At 70.8% G+C, this 17379-nt stretch carries 18 protein-coding genes; 8 read left to right on the forward strand and 10 right to left on the reverse strand.

What is annotated here, in order from left to right; translation table 11 throughout:
- Positions 1 to 13: 13 nt before the first annotated feature.
- Positions 14 to 490, forward strand: a complete 477-nt coding sequence (locus ACH4S7_RS30815) for a GNAT family N-acetyltransferase (RefSeq protein WP_398524625.1) — start codon at positions 14 to 16, stop codon at positions 488 to 490.
- A gap of 45 nt (positions 491 to 535) precedes the next feature.
- Here ACH4S7_RS30815 and ACH4S7_RS30820 read toward each other — a convergent pair whose 3' ends face one another.
- The 4 genes from ACH4S7_RS30820 to ACH4S7_RS30835 all read right to left on the reverse strand — a co-directional run bounded on the left by ACH4S7_RS30820 (position 536) and on the right by ACH4S7_RS30835 (position 3052).
- Complete coding sequence (locus ACH4S7_RS30820; protein ID WP_398524626.1) at positions 536 to 1531, reverse strand: zinc-binding dehydrogenase; 996 nt, start codon at positions 1529 to 1531, stop codon at positions 536 to 538.
- 177 nt (positions 1532 to 1708) lie between these two features.
- On the reverse strand, positions 1709 to 2206 hold the full coding sequence (locus ACH4S7_RS30825) for a hypothetical protein (RefSeq protein WP_398524627.1): 498 nt from the start codon (positions 2204 to 2206) through the stop codon (positions 1709 to 1711).
- 101 nt (positions 2207 to 2307) lie between these two features.
- Entirely contained in the window at positions 2308 to 2745 is a 438-nt protein-coding gene (locus ACH4S7_RS30830; protein ID WP_398524628.1) for a hypothetical protein, read from the reverse strand.
- A gap of 130 nt (positions 2746 to 2875) precedes the next feature.
- Positions 2876 to 3052 carry a hypothetical protein gene (locus tag ACH4S7_RS30835; RefSeq protein WP_398524629.1) on the reverse strand — a complete coding sequence of 59 codons (177 nt, stop codon included), beginning with the start codon at positions 3050 to 3052 and terminating at the stop codon, positions 2876 to 2878.
- 506 nt (positions 3053 to 3558) lie between these two features.
- Here ACH4S7_RS30835 and ACH4S7_RS30840 point away from each other — a divergent pair.
- On the forward strand, positions 3559 to 5052 hold the full coding sequence (locus tag ACH4S7_RS30840; protein WP_398524630.1) for a helix-turn-helix domain-containing protein: 1494 nt from the start codon (positions 3559 to 3561) through the stop codon (positions 5050 to 5052).
- Positions 5049 to 5663, forward strand: coding sequence for a 2'-5' RNA ligase family protein (locus tag ACH4S7_RS30845; RefSeq protein ID WP_398524631.1), 615 nt, complete (start codon positions 5049 to 5051; stop codon positions 5661 to 5663). Before ACH4S7_RS30840 ends, ACH4S7_RS30845 begins: the two co-directional genes overlap by 4 nt.
- Positions 5664 to 5720: 57 nt before the next feature.
- Here the strand turns inward: ACH4S7_RS30845 and ACH4S7_RS30850 are convergent, their stop codons facing one another.
- Positions 5721 to 6344 (reverse strand): response regulator, encoded by a 624-nt coding sequence (locus tag ACH4S7_RS30850; protein ID WP_398524632.1) that lies wholly within the window; start codon positions 6342 to 6344, stop codon positions 5721 to 5723.
- On the reverse strand, positions 6341 to 7765 hold the full coding sequence (locus tag ACH4S7_RS30855; RefSeq protein WP_398524633.1) for a histidine kinase: 1425 nt from the start codon (positions 7763 to 7765) through the stop codon (positions 6341 to 6343). The genes ACH4S7_RS30850 and ACH4S7_RS30855 overlap by 4 nt, the downstream gene beginning before the upstream one ends.
- A 224-nt stretch (positions 7766 to 7989) precedes the next feature.
- Here ACH4S7_RS30855 and ACH4S7_RS30860 point away from each other — a divergent pair, with 224 nt between their 5' ends.
- Together ACH4S7_RS30860 and ACH4S7_RS30865 are read left to right on the forward strand one after the other, a co-directional pair.
- On the forward strand, positions 7990 to 8547 hold the full coding sequence (locus ACH4S7_RS30860) for a heme-binding protein (RefSeq protein WP_398524634.1): 558 nt from the start codon (positions 7990 to 7992) through the stop codon (positions 8545 to 8547).
- Between the two features lie 84 nt (positions 8548 to 8631).
- Positions 8632 to 10044 (forward strand): M1 family metallopeptidase, encoded by a 1413-nt coding sequence (locus tag ACH4S7_RS30865; protein ID WP_398524635.1) that lies wholly within the window; start codon positions 8632 to 8634, stop codon positions 10042 to 10044.
- Between the two features lie 117 nt (positions 10045 to 10161).
- Here the strand turns inward: ACH4S7_RS30865 and ACH4S7_RS30870 are convergent, their stop codons facing one another.
- On the reverse strand, positions 10162 to 10737 hold the full coding sequence (locus ACH4S7_RS30870; RefSeq protein ID WP_398524636.1) for a TerD family protein: 576 nt from the start codon (positions 10735 to 10737) through the stop codon (positions 10162 to 10164).
- A 168-nt stretch (positions 10738 to 10905) separates the two neighbouring features.
- On the opposite strand from ACH4S7_RS30870, the gene arfB reads away from it, so the two are divergent.
- Positions 10906 to 11334 carry an alternative ribosome rescue aminoacyl-tRNA hydrolase ArfB gene (gene arfB / locus ACH4S7_RS30875; RefSeq protein ID WP_398524637.1) on the forward strand — a complete coding sequence of 143 codons (429 nt, stop codon included), beginning with the start codon at positions 10906 to 10908 and terminating at the stop codon, positions 11332 to 11334.
- 66 nt (positions 11335 to 11400) lie between these two features.
- Here the strand turns inward: arfB and ACH4S7_RS30880 are convergent, their stop codons facing one another.
- Complete coding sequence (locus ACH4S7_RS30880) at positions 11401 to 11952, reverse strand: flavin reductase family protein (protein ID WP_398524638.1); 552 nt, start codon at positions 11950 to 11952, stop codon at positions 11401 to 11403.
- Between the two features lie 426 nt (positions 11953 to 12378).
- Between ACH4S7_RS30880 and cdgB the strand changes: the two genes are divergently transcribed.
- Positions 12379 to 14022 carry a diguanylate cyclase CdgB gene (gene cdgB / locus ACH4S7_RS30885; RefSeq protein ID WP_398524639.1) on the forward strand — a complete coding sequence of 548 codons (1644 nt, stop codon included), beginning with the start codon at positions 12379 to 12381 and terminating at the stop codon, positions 14020 to 14022.
- Positions 14023 to 14154: 132 nt separating this feature from the next.
- Complete coding sequence (locus ACH4S7_RS30890; RefSeq protein ID WP_398524640.1) at positions 14155 to 15114, forward strand: carbohydrate-binding protein; 960 nt, start codon at positions 14155 to 14157, stop codon at positions 15112 to 15114.
- Positions 15115 to 15195: 81 nt separating this feature from the next.
- Here the strand turns inward: ACH4S7_RS30890 and ACH4S7_RS30895 are convergent, their stop codons facing one another.
- Together ACH4S7_RS30895 and ACH4S7_RS30900 are read right to left on the reverse strand one after the other, a co-directional pair.
- Positions 15196 to 16044: a ketose-bisphosphate aldolase gene (locus ACH4S7_RS30895; RefSeq protein ID WP_398524641.1), complete on the reverse strand. Its 849-nt coding sequence runs from the start codon at positions 16042 to 16044 to the stop codon at positions 15196 to 15198.
- 239 nt (positions 16045 to 16283) lie between these two features.
- Positions 16284 to 17210, reverse strand: a complete 927-nt coding sequence (locus ACH4S7_RS30900; RefSeq protein WP_398524642.1) for a 1-phosphofructokinase family hexose kinase — start codon at positions 17208 to 17210, stop codon at positions 16284 to 16286.
- Between the last annotated feature and the right edge of the window lie 169 nt (positions 17211 to 17379).

Raw genomic sequence — 17379 nt, forward strand, 5'->3', positions numbered from 1 at the left:
TCATGCTGATCCCATGATTCGTGACGCCCTCCCCACCGATGTCCCAGAGATCCACCGCATGGTCCGTGAGCTCGCCGAGTACGAGAAGGCCCTGGACGAGGTCCGCGCCACCGAGGAGCAACTGCGCGAGGCGCTCTTCGGCGAGCGGCCCGCCGCGTACGCGCACATCGCGGAGACGGACGACGGCGAGGTGGTCGGGTTCGCGCTCTGGTTCCTCAACTTCTCCACCTGGCGCGGGGTGCACGGGATCTACCTGGAGGATCTGTACGTCCGCCCGGAGCGGCGCGGCGGCGGCCACGGGAAGGCGCTGCTGACGGAGCTGGCGCGGCTCTGTGTGGCGCGCGGCTACGAGCGGCTGGAGTGGTCCGTACTGAACTGGAACACCCCGTCGATCGACTTCTACGAGTCCCTCGGCGCGCGACCGCAGGACGAGTGGACGGTGTACCGGCTGACCGATGAGGCGCTGGCCTCGCTGGGCGGGCGGGGGTAACGGCCCCGGGAGCCCCCCGCCCCCGCTTCCCCCCGCCTCACCGGATCACGGAATCAGGACCACCTTGCCGATGGTGCCCCGGTTCTCCAGGGCCCGGTGCGCCTCGGCGGCCTCCGCGAGCGGGAAGCCCTGGACGGCCGGTCGCAGTCGGCCGGTCGCGAGTTCGGTGAGGGAGCGCTCCTCCAGGGCCCGTACGTCGCCACCGGCCTTCTCGATCATCACCGGTCCGAGGACGCCCTCGGAGGTGATGCCGCGTTCGGCCAGTTCCTCGTCGGTGAAGGTGAGCGGTCCGCCGCCGTCGATACCGGCGCTGGACCAGCCGAAGACGATGTGCCGGCCGCCCTTGCCGAGGAGTCCGACGGCGGCGAGACCGGTCTCGCCGCCGACCGAGTCGTAGACGACGGTGGCGTGCCGCTCGCCGAGGTAGTCGCGGACCTGCTGCTCCCAGTCGGGCCGGGTGTAGTCGACGGCGATGTCGGCGCCGTTGGCGAGGACATGGGCGACCTTGGTTGCGCCGCCCGCGAGGCCGACGACGGTGGCCCGCGCGTTCTTGGCGTACTGGGTGATGAGGGTGCCGATGCCGCCGGCCGCGGCCGGGACGATCACGACATCGTCCGGGCCGAGGTCGGTGAACTGGAGGATGCCCAGCGTCGTACGCCCGGTTCCGATCATCGCGACGGCCTCGGCGGCGGTCGCGGTGCCGGGGATCTCGTGGAGTCTGGCGGCCTCGGTGACGGCGAGTTCGGCGTAGCCGCCGGGGGCCATCCCGATATGGGCGACCACGCGCCGGCCCAGCCACTTCTCGTCGGTGCCGGCGCCGAGCGACTCGACCACGCCCGCGATCTCGCGGCCGGGGACGGTCGGCAGTTCGGCGGAGGCCGGATGGCCGGGCAGCCCCGCGCGCAGGGCCGCGTCGAGGAGGTGCACACCGGCCGCGGCGACGGCGATCCGGACCTGACCGGGGCCGGGGACCGGGTCCGGGACCTCTTCGAGGGTCAGGTTCTCGGCCGGGCCGTGGGTGTGGAGGCGGATGGCGCGCATGATTTCTCCCCTGAGAGTGACTGGTCTCGGTGACAGGAACCACTCTTCAACCTCAAGTTTGATTGAGGTCAAGCGATGTCGCTGCGGGTGCCGTGGCGCTTGGTGCGCGCGGCGCGCGTTCGAGGGAGAGACGGATCGGGCCGAGCCCGCTGTGACATCCGCCGCCGGGCGGGCCGGTCAGATGCGGGGGAAGCGGGCCTGCAGACCCCAGATCGCCGGATTGTCGGCGAGCCCGTCATGCAGATCGGAGAGATCCGCGATCAGGTCATGCAGGAAGTCGCGGGCCTCCCGGCGCACCACGCTGTGACTGAAGGTGAGCGGCGGCTCGTCCCCGGGCATCCAGTCGGCCTCCACATCGACCCACCCGAACCGCCGCGTGAAGAACATCCGGTCGGCGGACTCGGTGAAGTCCAGCTCCGCGTACTGCGGCTTCGACGCCCGCCCCTTGAGGGGGTCGCGGTCGATCTGCTCGACGATGTCGCAGAGCGCCCACGCGAAGTCGAGCACGGGGACCCATCCCCAGGCTGTGGACACTTCCCGGTCCTGCTTCGTATCGGCGAGATAGACATCGCCGGAGAAGAGATCGTGCCGGAGCGCGTGGGTGTCCGCGCGGCGGTAGTCGGTCTGCGGGGGGTCGGGGAAGCGGGGGGAGAGGGAGTAGCCGATGTCGAGCACCTGGTGATGGTGTCACGGCGGGGGATGGGGTCGGGCGGTGCGGCCCGTGTGTGGGGGTGAGGTTCAAGGGGCGGGGGGCTCCCGCTCCCCGTATCGGGGGTTCAGTTTCTGCGCAGGGTGATGGCCCCGCCGACGGTGGTCGCTCGGGCGAGATAGGTGTGGATGGCGTTCTGGTTCATGCCGGGGAGGAGCGGGGCGAAGCCGATGGTGAGGTCGGTGCGGCGGGTGCGGGTGACGAGGGACTGCCAGTGCGGCCCGGGGTCGGGGACGCGCATCATGACGTCCGGGTGCCCGTAGTCGAGCGCGGTGAAGCGATGGTTGACGATCAACCGCGCGTGGCTGCTGACCTCGGCGGAGGTGAGCCCGAGGCCGTGGGCGAGCCCGCGCAGGGAACGGTCGATCTCGGCGGCGGTCTGGCCGGGGCGCTGGACGCCGGGGTGGCCGATGAGGATGCGGGCGGTGGACCCGTCGAGCCAGGTGGAGGCGACGACCTCCGCGATGAAGCCGGGGCCGGGCCGTAAGGGGAGGGGGCTGTTCATGGGGTTCGCCTTCGTGTGATGGATGGCGGGTACGGGGTGGGGTGGTCCCGCTTGCAGAGAGCTGTGGGTGGGGCTTCAGCCGGAGGGCCGGTCGGGGGTGCCGGTGCTCGCGGCGGCAGGGTCATGTCCATCAGCCACCGTGCCTGGCGTGGTGGCTGCGGATCTCGACGTTGCAGTCCGTGGCCTTCGAGGAGTCCCCGGCACGGGACGCTTCCGTGCGTTGCCGGGCGAGGGCTGTGCACTCGACACAGCCGGGGGCGGGCTCCGGCGGCTCCAGCGGCAACCCAAGATGCACTGCGGGTCCCATGGTCGTCACTCCGAGGCCCCCTTGCGATCGTCGTTGCTGGTCGCGATGAAGTCAGCGGCCGGCGAGGGGGAGGCCCCGGGCGCGCAACGCGGGCAGGCGCAGGGTGGAAAGCACAGAGATGTCATGAAGGGGACAGGGCCGTCCGCGGTGATCTCCACCAGGGGGCGGACCGTGTGTCGCACCCCTCCGATTCCCACTCGGTACACCTTGATTGTCATCACGAGTGCTCTCCTGTGTGCCGGGGCCCGGGAGGAGATGCAGTTCCCGCATACCGGTCTGCCTCGGGCCGTGAATGTGCCACGCCCTACGGTTCCTTCTCGCTGCCTGCGATGGCAGGACGTCGATGCCCAACCTTTCTGGACACAGCGCACGGTCCTGACGTGCGAAAAGAGCGAGGTGCGGCGCAGAAGATGGACGTCGTGTCACCGATGAACCGGCCAATCGAGACAACGGTATGGCACCGGGTCGCTACATTGAGTGCACGAACTCTCCGTAGTGGAGCCCGTATGACCGCACGCCCCAAGCCCGGTTCCAAGGTTGACCGAGATCGTCTGCGAGGTGAGTTGAGCAGTGTCGGATGCACTCCTGGTCAGATTGCCACGGAGATGCGTGCCCGCTGGGGTATGCGCCCGCGCGAGGCATTGAGACATGCCCACGGCTGGACGCTCCAGGAGCTTTCCGACCGGCTTGCCGAGCTCACGGCTGATCTTCCCGGCGTTGTCATCGCGGCAGACGCTTCACTCATTGCGAAATGGGAGAAGTGGCCCGGGGGTGGGCGCCGTCCCACCCTGCAGAGCCTTGCCCTTCTTTCTGAAGCATTCGGTGTTCCCGTTCTCGATCTGTTCGACCTCGAAGACGTACGCGCCCTGCCCGACAGCGATCTGCGAGTTCTGCGCGGAACCCCCCGCACCCTTTCCGCGCCTCTGTATTCGACTGTTGAAGCGGCACCCCGCGAAGCGGTCCGAGCTTCCCTGGACGGTCCCGAACTCGTGGAACACGCCGCAGTCGAATCCGCCATCTGGGCCCAGTGGGCGGAAGCCACGAATGTCGGCACCGTCGCCCTTGAGCAAGTGATGGCTGAAGTCCGGACACTCTCGCGGGACTACCTCATTGGCGACCCCGCCACCCTGTTCGCACGCACCCGCCAACTGCGCGATCGAGTCTTCCGCCTGATCGAGGGACATCAACAGCCCCAGCAGTCCGCCGATCTCTACATGGCAGGCGGGTACCTGTGTGGGCTGCTCGCCTGGATGTCCAGCGACCTCGGTCGACTCTCGGCGGCGGACACCCAAGGCCGGACGGCTTGGCTGTGCGCTGAACTGTCCGGGCACACCGATCTGCGGGCATGGGTACTGTCCACCCGCAGCAAGATCGCATTCTGGGACAACCGGCTCCGCGACGCTGTGCAGTACGCGCGACACGGAGCCAGCCTCACTACAAATGGCACTGTCCGAGTCCTTCTCTCCTGCCAGGAAGCAGACGCCTGGTCCCGGCTCGGCGCCGCAAACGAAGCGCGCTCCGCGATATCCCGAGCAACCGCCGCCCGCGAACAGGCGACCGGATTCGATGACGTCGACGGTCTCTTCTCCTGCGACCCATTCCGGGAGATCAACTACCGTGCCGGGGTCAGTCTGCGCCTGGGTGACCCAAGAGCAGTGCTTGAGGCCGTAGAGCAGTGCGCCACGCCCAGCCCACACCAGGCATTCGGCACCGTGGCTCAAATGCACATCTCGCAAGGCGCCGCCCATCTCGCACTGCGCGAACCCGAGGGCGCTCTGGAAGCCCTTCGTCCTGTGCTCGACCTGCCTCCTCGGATGCGACTTGACCCGGTGGTGCGGCGCATACGGGAAGTCGCCGACATGATCACCACATCGCCAATTGCCGCGAGTCCGAATGCGATAGCGCTGCGCCAGAACATGGAGACCTGGTGTGCGGAGGCGGGTTCGGTTGGAAACGCCCTCTCGCCAGAGACCGAGAACGCTGATGGGATGGAACCATGACCGTGCAGATGGCGAACCACTGGTGGTGGCGGCCCGGCTGGGGCCCCGGCACCCGCTTCTACACCTGGCATCTCACCTTTGACGACGCCCCGGACGTCCACCGGTACCTGGCCGAGGCCCGCGAAGCCCTCGACGGCGTGCCCGGTCTCGACCTCATCCCCGACCAGTGGCTGCACCTGACCATGCAGGGCGTCGGCGATGTCCAGGACGTCAGCCCGGACGACGTCCAGGCGATCTCACAGGCCGCCGCCCGCAGAATCACCGACATCCCCGTCTTCGATCTCCGCCTCGGCGCGCCGATCATCACCGCCGAAGCCGTCGAAAGCCTCGTCGAGCCCGCCGAACCGGTACGCGCCCTGCGCGCGGCGATCCGGGACGCGATCCGCGAGGTCTGGCAGCGGGTGCCCGAGGACGAGGACGGGTTCGTACCGCACGTCTCGGTCGCCTACAGCAACGGAGACGGCCCCGCCGCCCCCGTACAGACCGCCCTCGACACCCTCGACACCGAGCCGCCCACCTGCACGGTCACCCACGCCGACCTCATCGCCATCGGCCGCGACGAGCAGATGTACACCTGGGAGACCATCGCCCGCGCACCCCTCAAGGAATAGCGCGCGGAGATCCCACCCGAACGCCCCCAACGCGGTCGGGTGGGCCGCCGCTCGCCGTCACGACAGCAACCGCTGCTCCTTCGCCACCGCCACCGCGCCCGCCCTCGTGTCCACGCCCAGCTTCGCGTAGATCCGGCCCAGGTGGGTCTTGACCGTCGCCTCGCTGATGAACAGGGCCCGCGCGATCTCCCGGTTCCCCAGGCCCCGGGCGAGCTGGCCCAGGATGTCCGTCTCGCGGTCCGTCAGGGTCGGGCGGCCGGTGCCGCGCATCCGGTCCATCACGCGGCTGGCGACCGGGGCCGACAGGGTCGTGCGGCCCCGGGCCGCCGCGTGGATCGCGGTGAAGAGTTCTTCCGGGCGTTCGGCCTTCAGGAGGTAGCCCGTGGCGCCCGCCTCGATCGCGCGGGTGATGTCGGCGTCGGTGTCGTACGTCGTCAGGACCAGCACATGGACGCCGGTCGCGGCGATCCGGCGGGTGGCCTCGACGCCGTCGATGCCCGTGCCGAGCTGGAGGTCCATCAGGACGACGTCGGGGCGGAGTTTGGCGGCCATCGCGACGGCCTCCTCCCCGGTGCCGGCCTCGCCGGCCACCTCGATATCGGGCTCGCTGCCGAGCAGGGCCAGCAGGCCGGCCCGGACGACCAGGTGGTCGTCACAGACCAGGATGCGTACGGCGGTCATCCGCGCTCCAGGGGCGACAGAGGGGGCTGAGGGGGCTGAGGTGAGAGGGGGATCGAGGCGGAGACGACCGTGCCCTCGCCCGGTGCCGATTCGATCGTCAGGGCGCCGCCGAGCTGCCGCAGCCGCGCCCGCATCGCCGCCAGGCCGTGGCCGCGTACGCCCGGCGTCACCGGGGCCGGGACGAACCCCCGGCCGTCGTCGGCGATGTCCAGCACCACCTGGTCGCCCAGGTGGCTCAGGGTCAGCGCGGCCACCGACGCCTCCGCGTGTTCGCGGGCGTTGGCCACCGCGCCCTGGGCGATCCGCAGCAGCGCCGACTCCACCCGGGCGGGCAGCGTCGGCGGCGTACCGTCCAGATGGAAGCGGACCCGGAGCGCCGGCGTCGACTCACGCTCCGCCAGCGCCCGCAGCGCGTCCGCGAGGCCGCCGCCCGCCGCGAGCTCGGCCGGGGCCAGGTCGTGGACGAAGCGGCGGGCCTCCGTCAGTCCCCGGTCGGCGATCTGTTCCGCCGTACGGACATGGGAGCGGGCCGTGCCCGGATCGCTGTCCCAGACGCGTTCGGCGGCTTGGAGCAGCATCCGCTGGCTGGAGAGGGACTGGGCCAGCGTGTCGTGGATCTCCATGGAGAGCCGTTCCCGTTCGGCGAGCGTGCCCTCGCGGCGTTCGGTGGCGGCCAGCTCCCGGCGGGTCCTGATCAGATCGTCGACGAGGGCCTGGAGCCGGTCCGCCTGCCGTCGCATATGGATGAAGACCGCCGTGGCCAGCACGGCGACGACGGGCGGCAGCAGGAAGAGGTTCGGGTCGATGCCCTGCCGCAGCCGCCACTCGGCGATGATCACAAGCACACAGAGCACGGCGACCAGCGCCACCGCCGCGCGGGTCGGCAGCGACCGCAGCCCCGTGTAGATGAGCGGGACCGCGCACCACGCGAAGCTCGGCGCGAGGAGCACGATCACCACCCAGCAGCCGACCACCAGACCCAGCCGTACGAGGTCGGCGCGGGCGTACCGGGTCGTCAGACGGTGTCCGGCGAGCTGGAGGACGGCGAGGGCTGCGCTCAGGCCGACGACCCAGGGGACCCGGGGGCTCTCCGGGTGCTTGAGGAGATAGCGCAGCAGCGATCCGACGAGCAGGGCGATGAACGCCGTGTTCATGACCGTGTCCAGCCATCGGGTGTCCCGGTCCGCGCCCCGGTCCGTACGGTGGGTGCCGCCGCGCGCGCTGTCCCGGTCCGCGCCGCCCAGGTCCGTACGGTGACCGTCGCCGCCCAGGTCCGTACGGTGACCGTCGCCGCGCGCGCCGCTCAGCTCCGCGCCGCTCAGCCCCGCGCCGCTCAGCCCCGGACCGTGGGTGTCACGGCCCGCACCCCGTGCGTCAGGGGCCGCGCCCCGGGCGCCCCCGGCGGGCGATCTGTCGGGCATGGCGTTCTCCTGCACGGTCGCACGGTAGGGGGCTTCTCCCTGAAGGGTCGCCCGGTGGTGTCCCCTCCGCATCAGCCGATCGGCTGACCCGTCCCTCACCCATCATGCCTGCGCGGACCAGCCGGTACGCCGATCACCAGGCGCCCCGCCGCGCCGGAGGATCGATGGCAGAGGGTCCCAGCGACCACTGGAACCACGGAACCCAGCCCACAGGAGCCACGATCATGAAGAAGATCTCTCTGCGCGTTCGCGTCCTCACCGGTGCCGTCGCCGCCGCCGCGCTCGGTGCCGGCACCTTCGGGGCCGTCTCCGCGAACGCTTCCGCCCCCGCCGCCGAGTCCCGCGCCGCCGTCAAGGCCGACACCTCGAACCGGTACCTCCAGCAGACCACCCACCTGACCGTGGACGCCGCATCCCGCGCCGCGCAGGCCACCCTCGACGCCGCCGAGCGCGCCGGTCAGCGGGTCACCGTCGCCGTGGTCGACCGGAACGGCAACACCGTCGTCACCCTGCGCGGCAATGGCGCGGGCCCGCAGTCCTACGAGTCCGCCGAGAAGAAGGCGTTCACCGCCGTCTCCTGGAACGCGCCCACATCGGAGCTGGTCAAGCGCCTCGCCTCGACCCCGAATCTGAAGGACATCCCCGGCACCCTCTTCCTCGGGGGCGGCGCCCCGGTGCAGGTCAAGGGCGCGCCGATCGCCGGTATCGGGGTCGCGGGCGCGCCGAGCGGCGCCCAGGACGAGGAGTTCGCCCGCGCCGGTGTCGCGGCCCTCACGCGCTGACGCGCCGCCACCCCGCCGGGCGGGTTCCGCCACGCTGACGCCCACCGGACCGGACCCGGGTCGCCGGTCCACGCCCCGCTTACGATGCGGGGCGTGGACCAGCGACGCTTTCCTCGCACCCTGACGCCCGCCGCCGCGCTGCTCCTACTCCTGGGGCTCACCGGTTGCTCCGGCTCCGACTCGGGTTCCGGCTCCGGCTCCAGTGCCGGAGCGGCGGGTGTCCGCGATCCGCTCTTCGCGACGCTCGGCAACGGCGGCTACGACGTCCGGCACTACACCCTCACCCTGGCGTACGACCCCGGGTCGCGCCGCCTCGAAGGCACCGCCGACATCGTCGCCCGCGCCACCCAGGACCTCGGCTCCTTCCACCTCGATCTGCACGGACTGACCGTGCACGAGGTCACCGTCGACGGCGACCGGGCCGACACCGACCGCTCCGGTGACGAGCTGATCGTGCGCCCCGCCGAGGCCACGGCCGACGGCGCGACCTTCCGTACCGTCGTCCGCTACTCCGGCGTCCCCCGGACGATCACCGATCCGGACGGCTCCGAGGAGGGCTGGCTGCCGACCGCCGACGGCGCGCTGGCGGTCGGTGAACCCGCGGGCTCGATGGCCTGGTTCCCGAGCAACAACCACCCGAGCGACAAGGCCACGTACGACATCGCCGTCACCGTGCCCCGGGGGCTCCAGGCGATCTCCAACGGCACGCTCGCGCGCGAGACGACCACCGCGACCCGCACCACCACCGTCTGGAAGTCCGAGCAGCCGACCGCGAGCTATCTGGTCACCCTCGCCATCGGCCGGTACGACGTCACCCGGGGCACCCTGCCCACCGGGCAGCAGATCCTGTCGGCGGTCGATCCGACGATCACCACCGAGCGGCGGCGGCTGCTCGCCCGGATCCCCGAGATCACCCGGTGGTCGGCGGAGAGGTTCGGTCCGTACCCCTTCTCCGCCGGCGGCGCGATCGTCGTGCCCCCGGGCGAGGTCGGTTACGCCCTGGAGACCCAGACCCGGCCCGTCTTCCCGGCCGATCAGTTCGATCTGCCGACCCTCGTCCATGAGATCGCCCACCAGTGGTACGGCAACTCCGTCACGCCGAAGACCTGGAAGGACATGTGGCTCAACGAGGGCTTCGCCACCTACGCGGAGTGGCTGTGGGCGGAGGACTTCGACGGCACTCCGGCCCGGGAGAGCTTCGACGCCGCCTTCGCCGACGAGGACAACTGGGCCTTCCCGCCCGCCGAGCCGCCGTCCGCCGCGCGGATCTCGGACGCGCCGGTGTACGGGCGGGGCGCGATGGTCCTGCACCGGGTCCGTACGGCGGTGGGGGAGCGGACCTTCCGATCGATCCTGGCGGGCTGGCCGCGGGAGTACCGCCACCGCAATGCGTCGACCGCCGACTTCACCGCGTATGTGGAGAACGTGTCGGGGACCGATCTGGACGAGGTGTGGAAGACCTGGCTCTACGGCACGGAGAAGCCGTTAGGGCCATGATGGGCGGGAAGCCCCCGGCCGTGCGGGGCCGGGGGCTTTCTCAGACACCGATAGCGGTGACGGCGGTGACGGCGGTACGGGGCGGACTCCCCGAGGGCGCCATCAGCGTCCGCACGGTCAGAGGTTGACGCCGAAGTCCCGTGCGATGCCCTCCAGGCCGGCCGCGTAACCCTGGCCGACGGCGCGGAACTTCCACTCCGCGCCATTGCGGTACAGCTCACCGAAGACCATCGCGGTCTCGACGGCCGCGTCCTCGCTGAGGTCGTAGCGCGCGATCTCGGCGCCGCCCGCCTGGTTGAGGATGCGGATGTAGGCGTTGCGCACCTGGCCGAAGTTCTGCGAGCGGGTGACCGCGTCGTAGATGGAGACCGGGAAGACGATCTTGTCGACCTCGGCGGGCAGGCCCGCCAGGTTGACGTTGATCTGCTCGTCGTCGCCGCCGCCCTCGCCGGTGCGGTTGTCACCGGTGTGGACGATGGTCTGGTCCGGGGTCGCCTTGTTGTTGAAGAAGACGAAGTGGGCATCGGATGCGACCTTCCCCGCGGCGTTCACCCCGATCGCGGAGGCGTCGAGGTCGAAGTCCGTGCCGGTGGTGGTGCGGACGTCCCAGCCGAGGCCGACCGTGACGGCGGTCAGGCCCGGGGCTTCCTTGGTGAGCGAGACGTTTCCGCCCTTGGACAGGCTTACTGCCATGGGGAAGTGCCCTTCATGATCGAGTCTGCGGGATTCGCACCCCGGCAGATGTGTGTCGTAAATCCGTGTATCCGTCCTAACGCAGCAGGGGGACCTCTGGGTTCCACACCGGACGCCCCCGGTGAAAACGGGGTGACGGGAACGGCGCGGACGCGGGATCATGGGGGCATGTCCGGGCCCTATGTCATCCGTGGTTCGGTCTCCCTGCCGGAGGCCGAGCTGATGTGGCGTTTCTCCAGGTCGTCCGGCCCGGGTGGCCAGCACGTCAACACCAGCGACTCCCAGGTGGAGCTGCGGTTCGACCTCGGTCGTACGGAGGCGCTGCCGCCGGTGTGGAAGGAGCGGGCGCTGGAGCGGCTCGCCGGGCGGCTGGTGGACGGGGTGGTGGCCGTCCGCGCATCGGAGCACCGCTCGCAGTGGCGGAACCGCGAGACGGCCGCCGTGCGCCTGGCGTCCCTCCTGGCGGAGGCGTCGGCGCCGCCGCCGAGGCCGCGCCGGGCGACGCGGATCCCTCGGGGCATCAATGAACGGCGGCTGCGGGAGAAGAAGCAGCGCGGGGACGTGAAGAAGGGGCGCACGGGCCGCGACTGGGGCTGAGCCGCGCTCCGGCGCCCCCGGTCCCCGTCGAACGGCCGCCCGGAAAGCCCGGTCGGCCCCGCCAGGTCAGTCCAACTGCCGGTAGCGGCCCCGGAAGTACATCAGCGGATCGCCGTCCCCGCTCGGCAGGCCCACCTTCAGCACGCGCCCGATCACCAGTGTGTGGTCGCCCGCCACAACCCGCTGTTCGGTACGGCACTCCAGCGTCGCCAGCGCGCCGCCCACCAGGGGCGCCCCGCTCACCTCGCCGCGGGTGTACGGAATGTCCTCGAAGAGCAGCCGGTCGCTGATCCGGCCCTTCATCGCGAACCGGCCGGCGATGTGCCGCTGGCTCTCGGAGAGCACCGACACCCCCCACACCGGTTCGTCGGTCAGCAGGTCGTCCATCCGTGAACCGTTGCGCAGACTGACCATCACCAAGGGCGGGTCCAGGGAGACGGACAGGAACGCCGTGGCGGTCATGCCGGCGTCCTCGCCCTTCGGCCCGGCATCGGTGTCGTGCGCTGTTACCAGGACCACGCCGGCGGAGAGCCGGGACATGGCGGCGCGAAACTCCTCGTTGGTCACCCCCTCAGCATGGGGGATCGCGGTGGCTGTATCGGGGCCTGAGGTCGTCATAGTCGTCACAGGGGTTTGCAGCACCCGAGAAACGCTAGCCGCGCGTGCTTTGGGCGCGCATCGGTCCTTAGGACCAGGTAAGTCCTAGGACCAGGCGGGGATCAGGCCGGTCTCAGGGCAATGGCTGGAGCCAGGGCGTCGATTATCGGCCACGGCGGGTGCTGTTTGCGTTTCGCGAACACTGGTAAAAGCCAGGCGCACATCCATCCGATCGGTCACCATCCTGTTCGTTTTATGTGACTTGAGTCACAGAGGGCGGTATTTGTTGACCCTGTGTACCGAGTGGACAGCTCGCTGTGATTCAGTGGCCGAGATACCGCATCACGAAGACGCGCCGACGCGTCGAGAAGACCCGTCGGGACGACCGCGACGAGAAAGCCGAAGACATACCTGGAGTTTGCTGTCGAGGTCTCGGGGAGAGCGAGCATGGAGACCGAGTCGGAGCCCTACGTCCGTCTTGCGACCCTGCGGCAGCTACACAAGGTGGTCGCGGATCTCAACACGGCCCGCAGTCTGGCCGACACCCTGCAGACCGTCGCTGACGGCATCGTGGCCGGACTCGGTTACGAACTGGCCTGCGTCAATCTCGTACGGCCTGACGGTGACCTCGTCGTCGCCGCCTTCGCGGGCAGCCCCGCCGCCGAGGCCCTGATCACCGGCCGGGTCGGCTCCCGGCCGTCGTGGGAGCGCCGGCTCTCCATGGGCGAGGCATGGGGCGAGCTGCGGTTCATCCCGCACACCGAGGGCTGGGTACTCATCGACGACGACGTGCCGCAGTGGCACACCGAGGGTCCCGAGCCCCGCTTCGAGGACGAGTGGCATCCGCAGGACCGCCTCTACGCGCCGATGTACGCCTCCGGGGGCGGCCGGGAACTGCTCGGTGTCGTCTCCGTCGACCGGCCGCGCAATGGACGCCGACCGGGGCCCTGGGGGCAGGAGGCCCTCCAGATGTACGCCTCCCAGGCCGCCATTGCGATCAGCAACGCCCGCCTCAGAGCAAATATGCAGCGCGCGCTCGTCCGACTCGAACGGGAGCAGCAGGCGCTGCGGGCCAGCGAGGAGTCGTTTCGGCAGGCATTTGAGTACGCGCCCAGCGGGATGGCCATCGCCGAGATGGGCGGCGATCAGCACGGCAGGCTGCTGCGCACCAATGACGCCCTGTGCCGGCTGCTGGGCAGGCCCGCGTCGGCGATGCGGCGGTACTCGTTCGCTGACCTCGTCCACCCGGAGGACGTCGGCACACTGCTGCGCACCTCGGCCGAGGGCGGGCGGGCCGAGCTGCGGCTCGGGCGCCGGGACGGCACGTATGTCTGGGTCTCGCTGCGCAATTCCGTCGTCGCCGACACCGCCGACGGCCCCCGCTTCCTGATGACCCACGTCGAGGACATCGAGGACCGCAAGCGCCATGAGCTGGCGCTCGCCCACCGGGCCTCGCACGACGCGCTCACCGGCCTGCCCAACAGCGCGGAGCTGCGGGCCCGGCTCAGCGCCAAGCTGTGCGACCGGCCGCAGCAGGCGGGGCGGGACGCGGCGATCGAGGCGCTGGACGCGGCGTACGAACCCGATACGGACTCGATCTTCAATACCGACGGCTATGACTTCGGGCTGGTCGGCGCCGCCTACGACCACCATGTGCACGTCATCGCGCCGGACGACGAGAAGGACGACGGCGAGAAGGGGCTGGCCGTCCTCTTCTGTGATCTGGACGGATTCAAGTCGATCAATGACCGATTCGGGCACCAGACCGGGGACGCGGTGCTCGTCGAGGTCGCCCGACGGCTCACCACCGGTGTACGGGAGGGCGACACGGTCGCCCGGCTCGGCGGTGACGAGTTCGTGGTCCTCGCCGACGGCCTGGGCGCGGCCGATGCGGCCGATCTCGCCGTCCGTCTGCGGAACGCGATCATTGTGCCGATTCGGGTGGGTGGCCGAGGGGTCCGCGTCGGGGCGAGTTTCGGCATCGGATGGGCGAGTTGCGGTATGTCGGTCGAAGAGGTTCTCCGCTCGGCTGACCAGCGGATGTACATCGAAAAGCGGTCCCGTTCGAAGGTGCACCGGCGGGCGGGCTGAGCTCCGGACACGCTTCTGTTCTGGTCTTGTGACAAGGGCCCGATTGGGGTCAACGCCACCCAATCCGTTACTCCGAACCGGGTAGGCTCGCCGGGTCGGCGTAGGGCTGACGATGGTGAGGAGGGACCAGGGATGACGGCCGCGAACAACGGCGCGAGCGAGCCCGAGAACGACGACCCGTTCGGCTACCTGTACGAGGACGGCCAGGCCGCAGGCGCCACACCACCCTCGGGTCGGGGTCGCGGCTACGGCTATCCGGGTCCCGCGGCGCAGCCGGGCGTCCCCAGAACCTCGTACAACCACGTCCGCACGGTCGGCGAGCGTCAGTACGGCCAGCAGGTCCCGCAGCAGGGCTATCCGCCGCAGGGGTACGCGCAGCCGAACCCGCAGTACGCGGCACCCGAGACCTATCCGGGCGGCCCTCCCACCCATCCGGTCCCGCCCCAGCAGGGCCACGGCGGCGGACGCGGCCCCAACACCAAGGGGCTGCTGATCGGCGCGCTCGTGGTGGTCGCGGTCGTGGTGATCGCGATCGGCGTCGCGCTGCTGGGCAAGGACGACGACAAGAACACGGCGGGCGACAAGAAGGAGACCCCGGGCGCGAGCGCCCCGGCCCAGTCGGCGCAGCCGAGTGACGAGCCGCCTCCGGTCAAGGAGTCCGCGGCTCCGGGCGATCTGCCGAAGCAGGACGCGGCGACGCTCAAGCTGGGCGTGCCCGCGAAGCTCGGTACGGAGATCAAGGGCGCCAAGGGCACCGGTGGCGCCTATGTGGCCTTCAACGGGGTCGGTGGCTCCGCGAGCTGGTCGGTGGATGTGCCCGAGGACGGCGAGTACTCGATGTTCATCACGTACAGCGTGCCCGGCAAGGACGCCAAGACCTCGCTCACGATCAACGGCGGCACCCCCCGTGAGATCCGGATGAAGAACTGGGCGAAGGCCGCGGAGGGCGACTGGGAGAAGGGCTGGACCCGGACCTACGCCTACGCCAACCTGAAGAAGGGCAAGAACGACCTCAAGATCTCCTGCGAGCCGGGCGATCAGTGTGAGGCGCTGCTCGACCAGGTCTCGCTCAAGGCGGGCAAGGCGCGCTGACGCGACCGGCCCGTATGGCATGTGAAGGAGCCCCGCCCGTATCGACGGGCGGGGCTCCTTCGTGTTCCGTACGGGACAGCCTTAGTTCACCAGCCCCAGGAAGCCCGCCACCGTCGCCGCCATCGCGGTCCGAGCCGGGGCGAGGTACTTCCGGGGGTCGACTGTGGAGGGGTTCGCCGTCAGGAACTCCCGTACCGCGCCGGTGAAGGCGGTGTTCAGCGCGGTGCCCACATTGATCTTCACCATGCCGGCGCCGATCGCCGCGCGGATCTCGGTGTCCGGGACGCCGGACGAGCCGTGCAGCACCAGCGGGACCGGGACCGCGTCCCGCAGGCGGGTGATCAGGGCGTGGTCGAGGGCGGCCGTGCGCTCCGTCATCGCGTGGGAGGAGCCGACCGCGACGGCCAGCGCGTCCACGCCGGTCGCCGCGGTGTAGGCGGCGGCCTCGGCCGGGTCGGTGCGGACGCCGGGGGCGTGGGCGTCCAGCGGGGCCTCGCCCTCCTTGCCGCCGACCTTGCCGAGCTCCGCCTCGATCCAGATGCCCCGCTCCCGGCCCCAGCGCACGGCGTCCGCGGTGGCCGCCACGTTCTCGTCGTACGACAGTTTCGACGCGTCGAACATCACCGAGCTGAAGCCCTCGCCGTCCGCCGCGCGCATCAGCTCGGCGGAGACGACGTGGTCGAGGTGGAGCGCGAGCGGTGCGCCGGAGGCGCGGGCGACGGCGGCCGTGGCGGCGGCGATGGCGGAGAGGGTGCCACCGTGGAACTTCACCGCGTTCTCGGAGATCTGGAGGATCGCGGGCGCGCCGGCCGCCTCAGCGCCGGCGGCGATGGCCTCCGCGTGCTCCAGGGTGATGACGTTGAACGCGGCGACGCCCCGGTGGTCGGCGACGGCGGCGGAGACGAGTTCAGCGGTGCTGACGAGGGGCATGGGGCGTTCTTCTCACTTTCCGGCTCACTGCGTGGTTCGCTGTGCGGCTCGCTGCGGCTCGCTCGGTGCGTGGTTCGGTGGACGGTCACCACGCGGCGCGCCCCGGCGAGGGGCATTTCCGGTCCGGTCCGGTCCGGTTCGGTCCGGTTCGGTTCGGTCGGTTCCGGCTTCGTGTGCGCGTGGGTTCGTGCGGGTGGGCGTACGTGCGTGTGGGGGAGTCTCCCCGTACGGCCCTGTCCTCACGCCGCCGCCGCGCGTTCGCGCACGGTGACCCGGGGCAGCATCTCGTCGTACGCCCGGCGGTCGAACTCGCCCGCGGCCGGGGCGAGGACCGTCGCCGCCGACAGGGCCACCGCGCGGGCCAGCCGTTCCGGCCAGGGCAGGCCCTCCACCAGGCCCGAGAGCAGCGCGGCGACCACCGAGTCGCCGGCGCCGGTCGGGTTGCCGCGCACCGGGGCCGGCGGGGTCGCCTGCCAGATGCCGTCGGGGGTGGTCGCGAGCAGTCCGTCCGGGCCGAGGGAGGCGACCACGGCGTGCGCCCCCCGGCGCCGCGCGTCCCGGCCGGCGCGCAGGGGTTCGCGGGCGCCGGTGAGCTGGGCGAGTTCGTCGGCGTTCGGTTTGACGAGGTCGGGGCGGGCCGCGATGCCCCGGCGCAGCGGTTCGCCGCTGGTGTCCAGGAGGACGGGGACCCCGGCGGTGCGCGCCCCGCGGACGAGTTCCGCGTACGCGCCGACGTGGACACCGGGCGGCAGGCTGCCGCACAGGGCGACCGCGTCGGCGTCCCGCAGCAGCGTCTCGTAGGTGGCGAGGAGGGCCGCCCACTCCGCGGGGGAGACGGTGGGTCCCGGTTCGTTCAACTGGGTGGTGTCGCCCGTCGCGCGGTCCACGACGGCGATCGTGCGGCGCGTCCCCCCGGCGGTGGGGACGAGCGCGTCACGCGGCCCGAGCGGGGCGAGCAGCTCGCGCAGTACGGCGCCGGCCGGGCCGCCCGCGAAGCCCGTGACCACGGTCTCATGACCCAGGGCCGCGAGGACCCGGGCGACATTGAGGCCCTTGCCCCCGGGGCGTTCGCCGACCTCGCTGACGCGGTGGCTGGTGTGCGGGACGAGGGTGGGGACCCGATAGGTGATGTCGAGCGCGGTGTTGAGCGTGACCGTGAGAATCACCCGCAGCACACTCCTTCGTCAGCCGACATCATTCGTGCACATCCCATGTACACGTCCTGATCATGCCAAAGAGCGGGCGGTTGGCCCAGACCCCGGACCAACCGCCTTGCCGTGCTTTATCTGCCGTATCGGTCTTTAAGCCGATTCGTGGTCGCGCTTTACGCTGGTT

The organism is Streptomyces sp. NPDC020965, assembly GCF_044333555.1.
GTDB lineage: Bacteria > Actinomycetota > Actinomycetes > Streptomycetales > Streptomycetaceae > Streptomyces.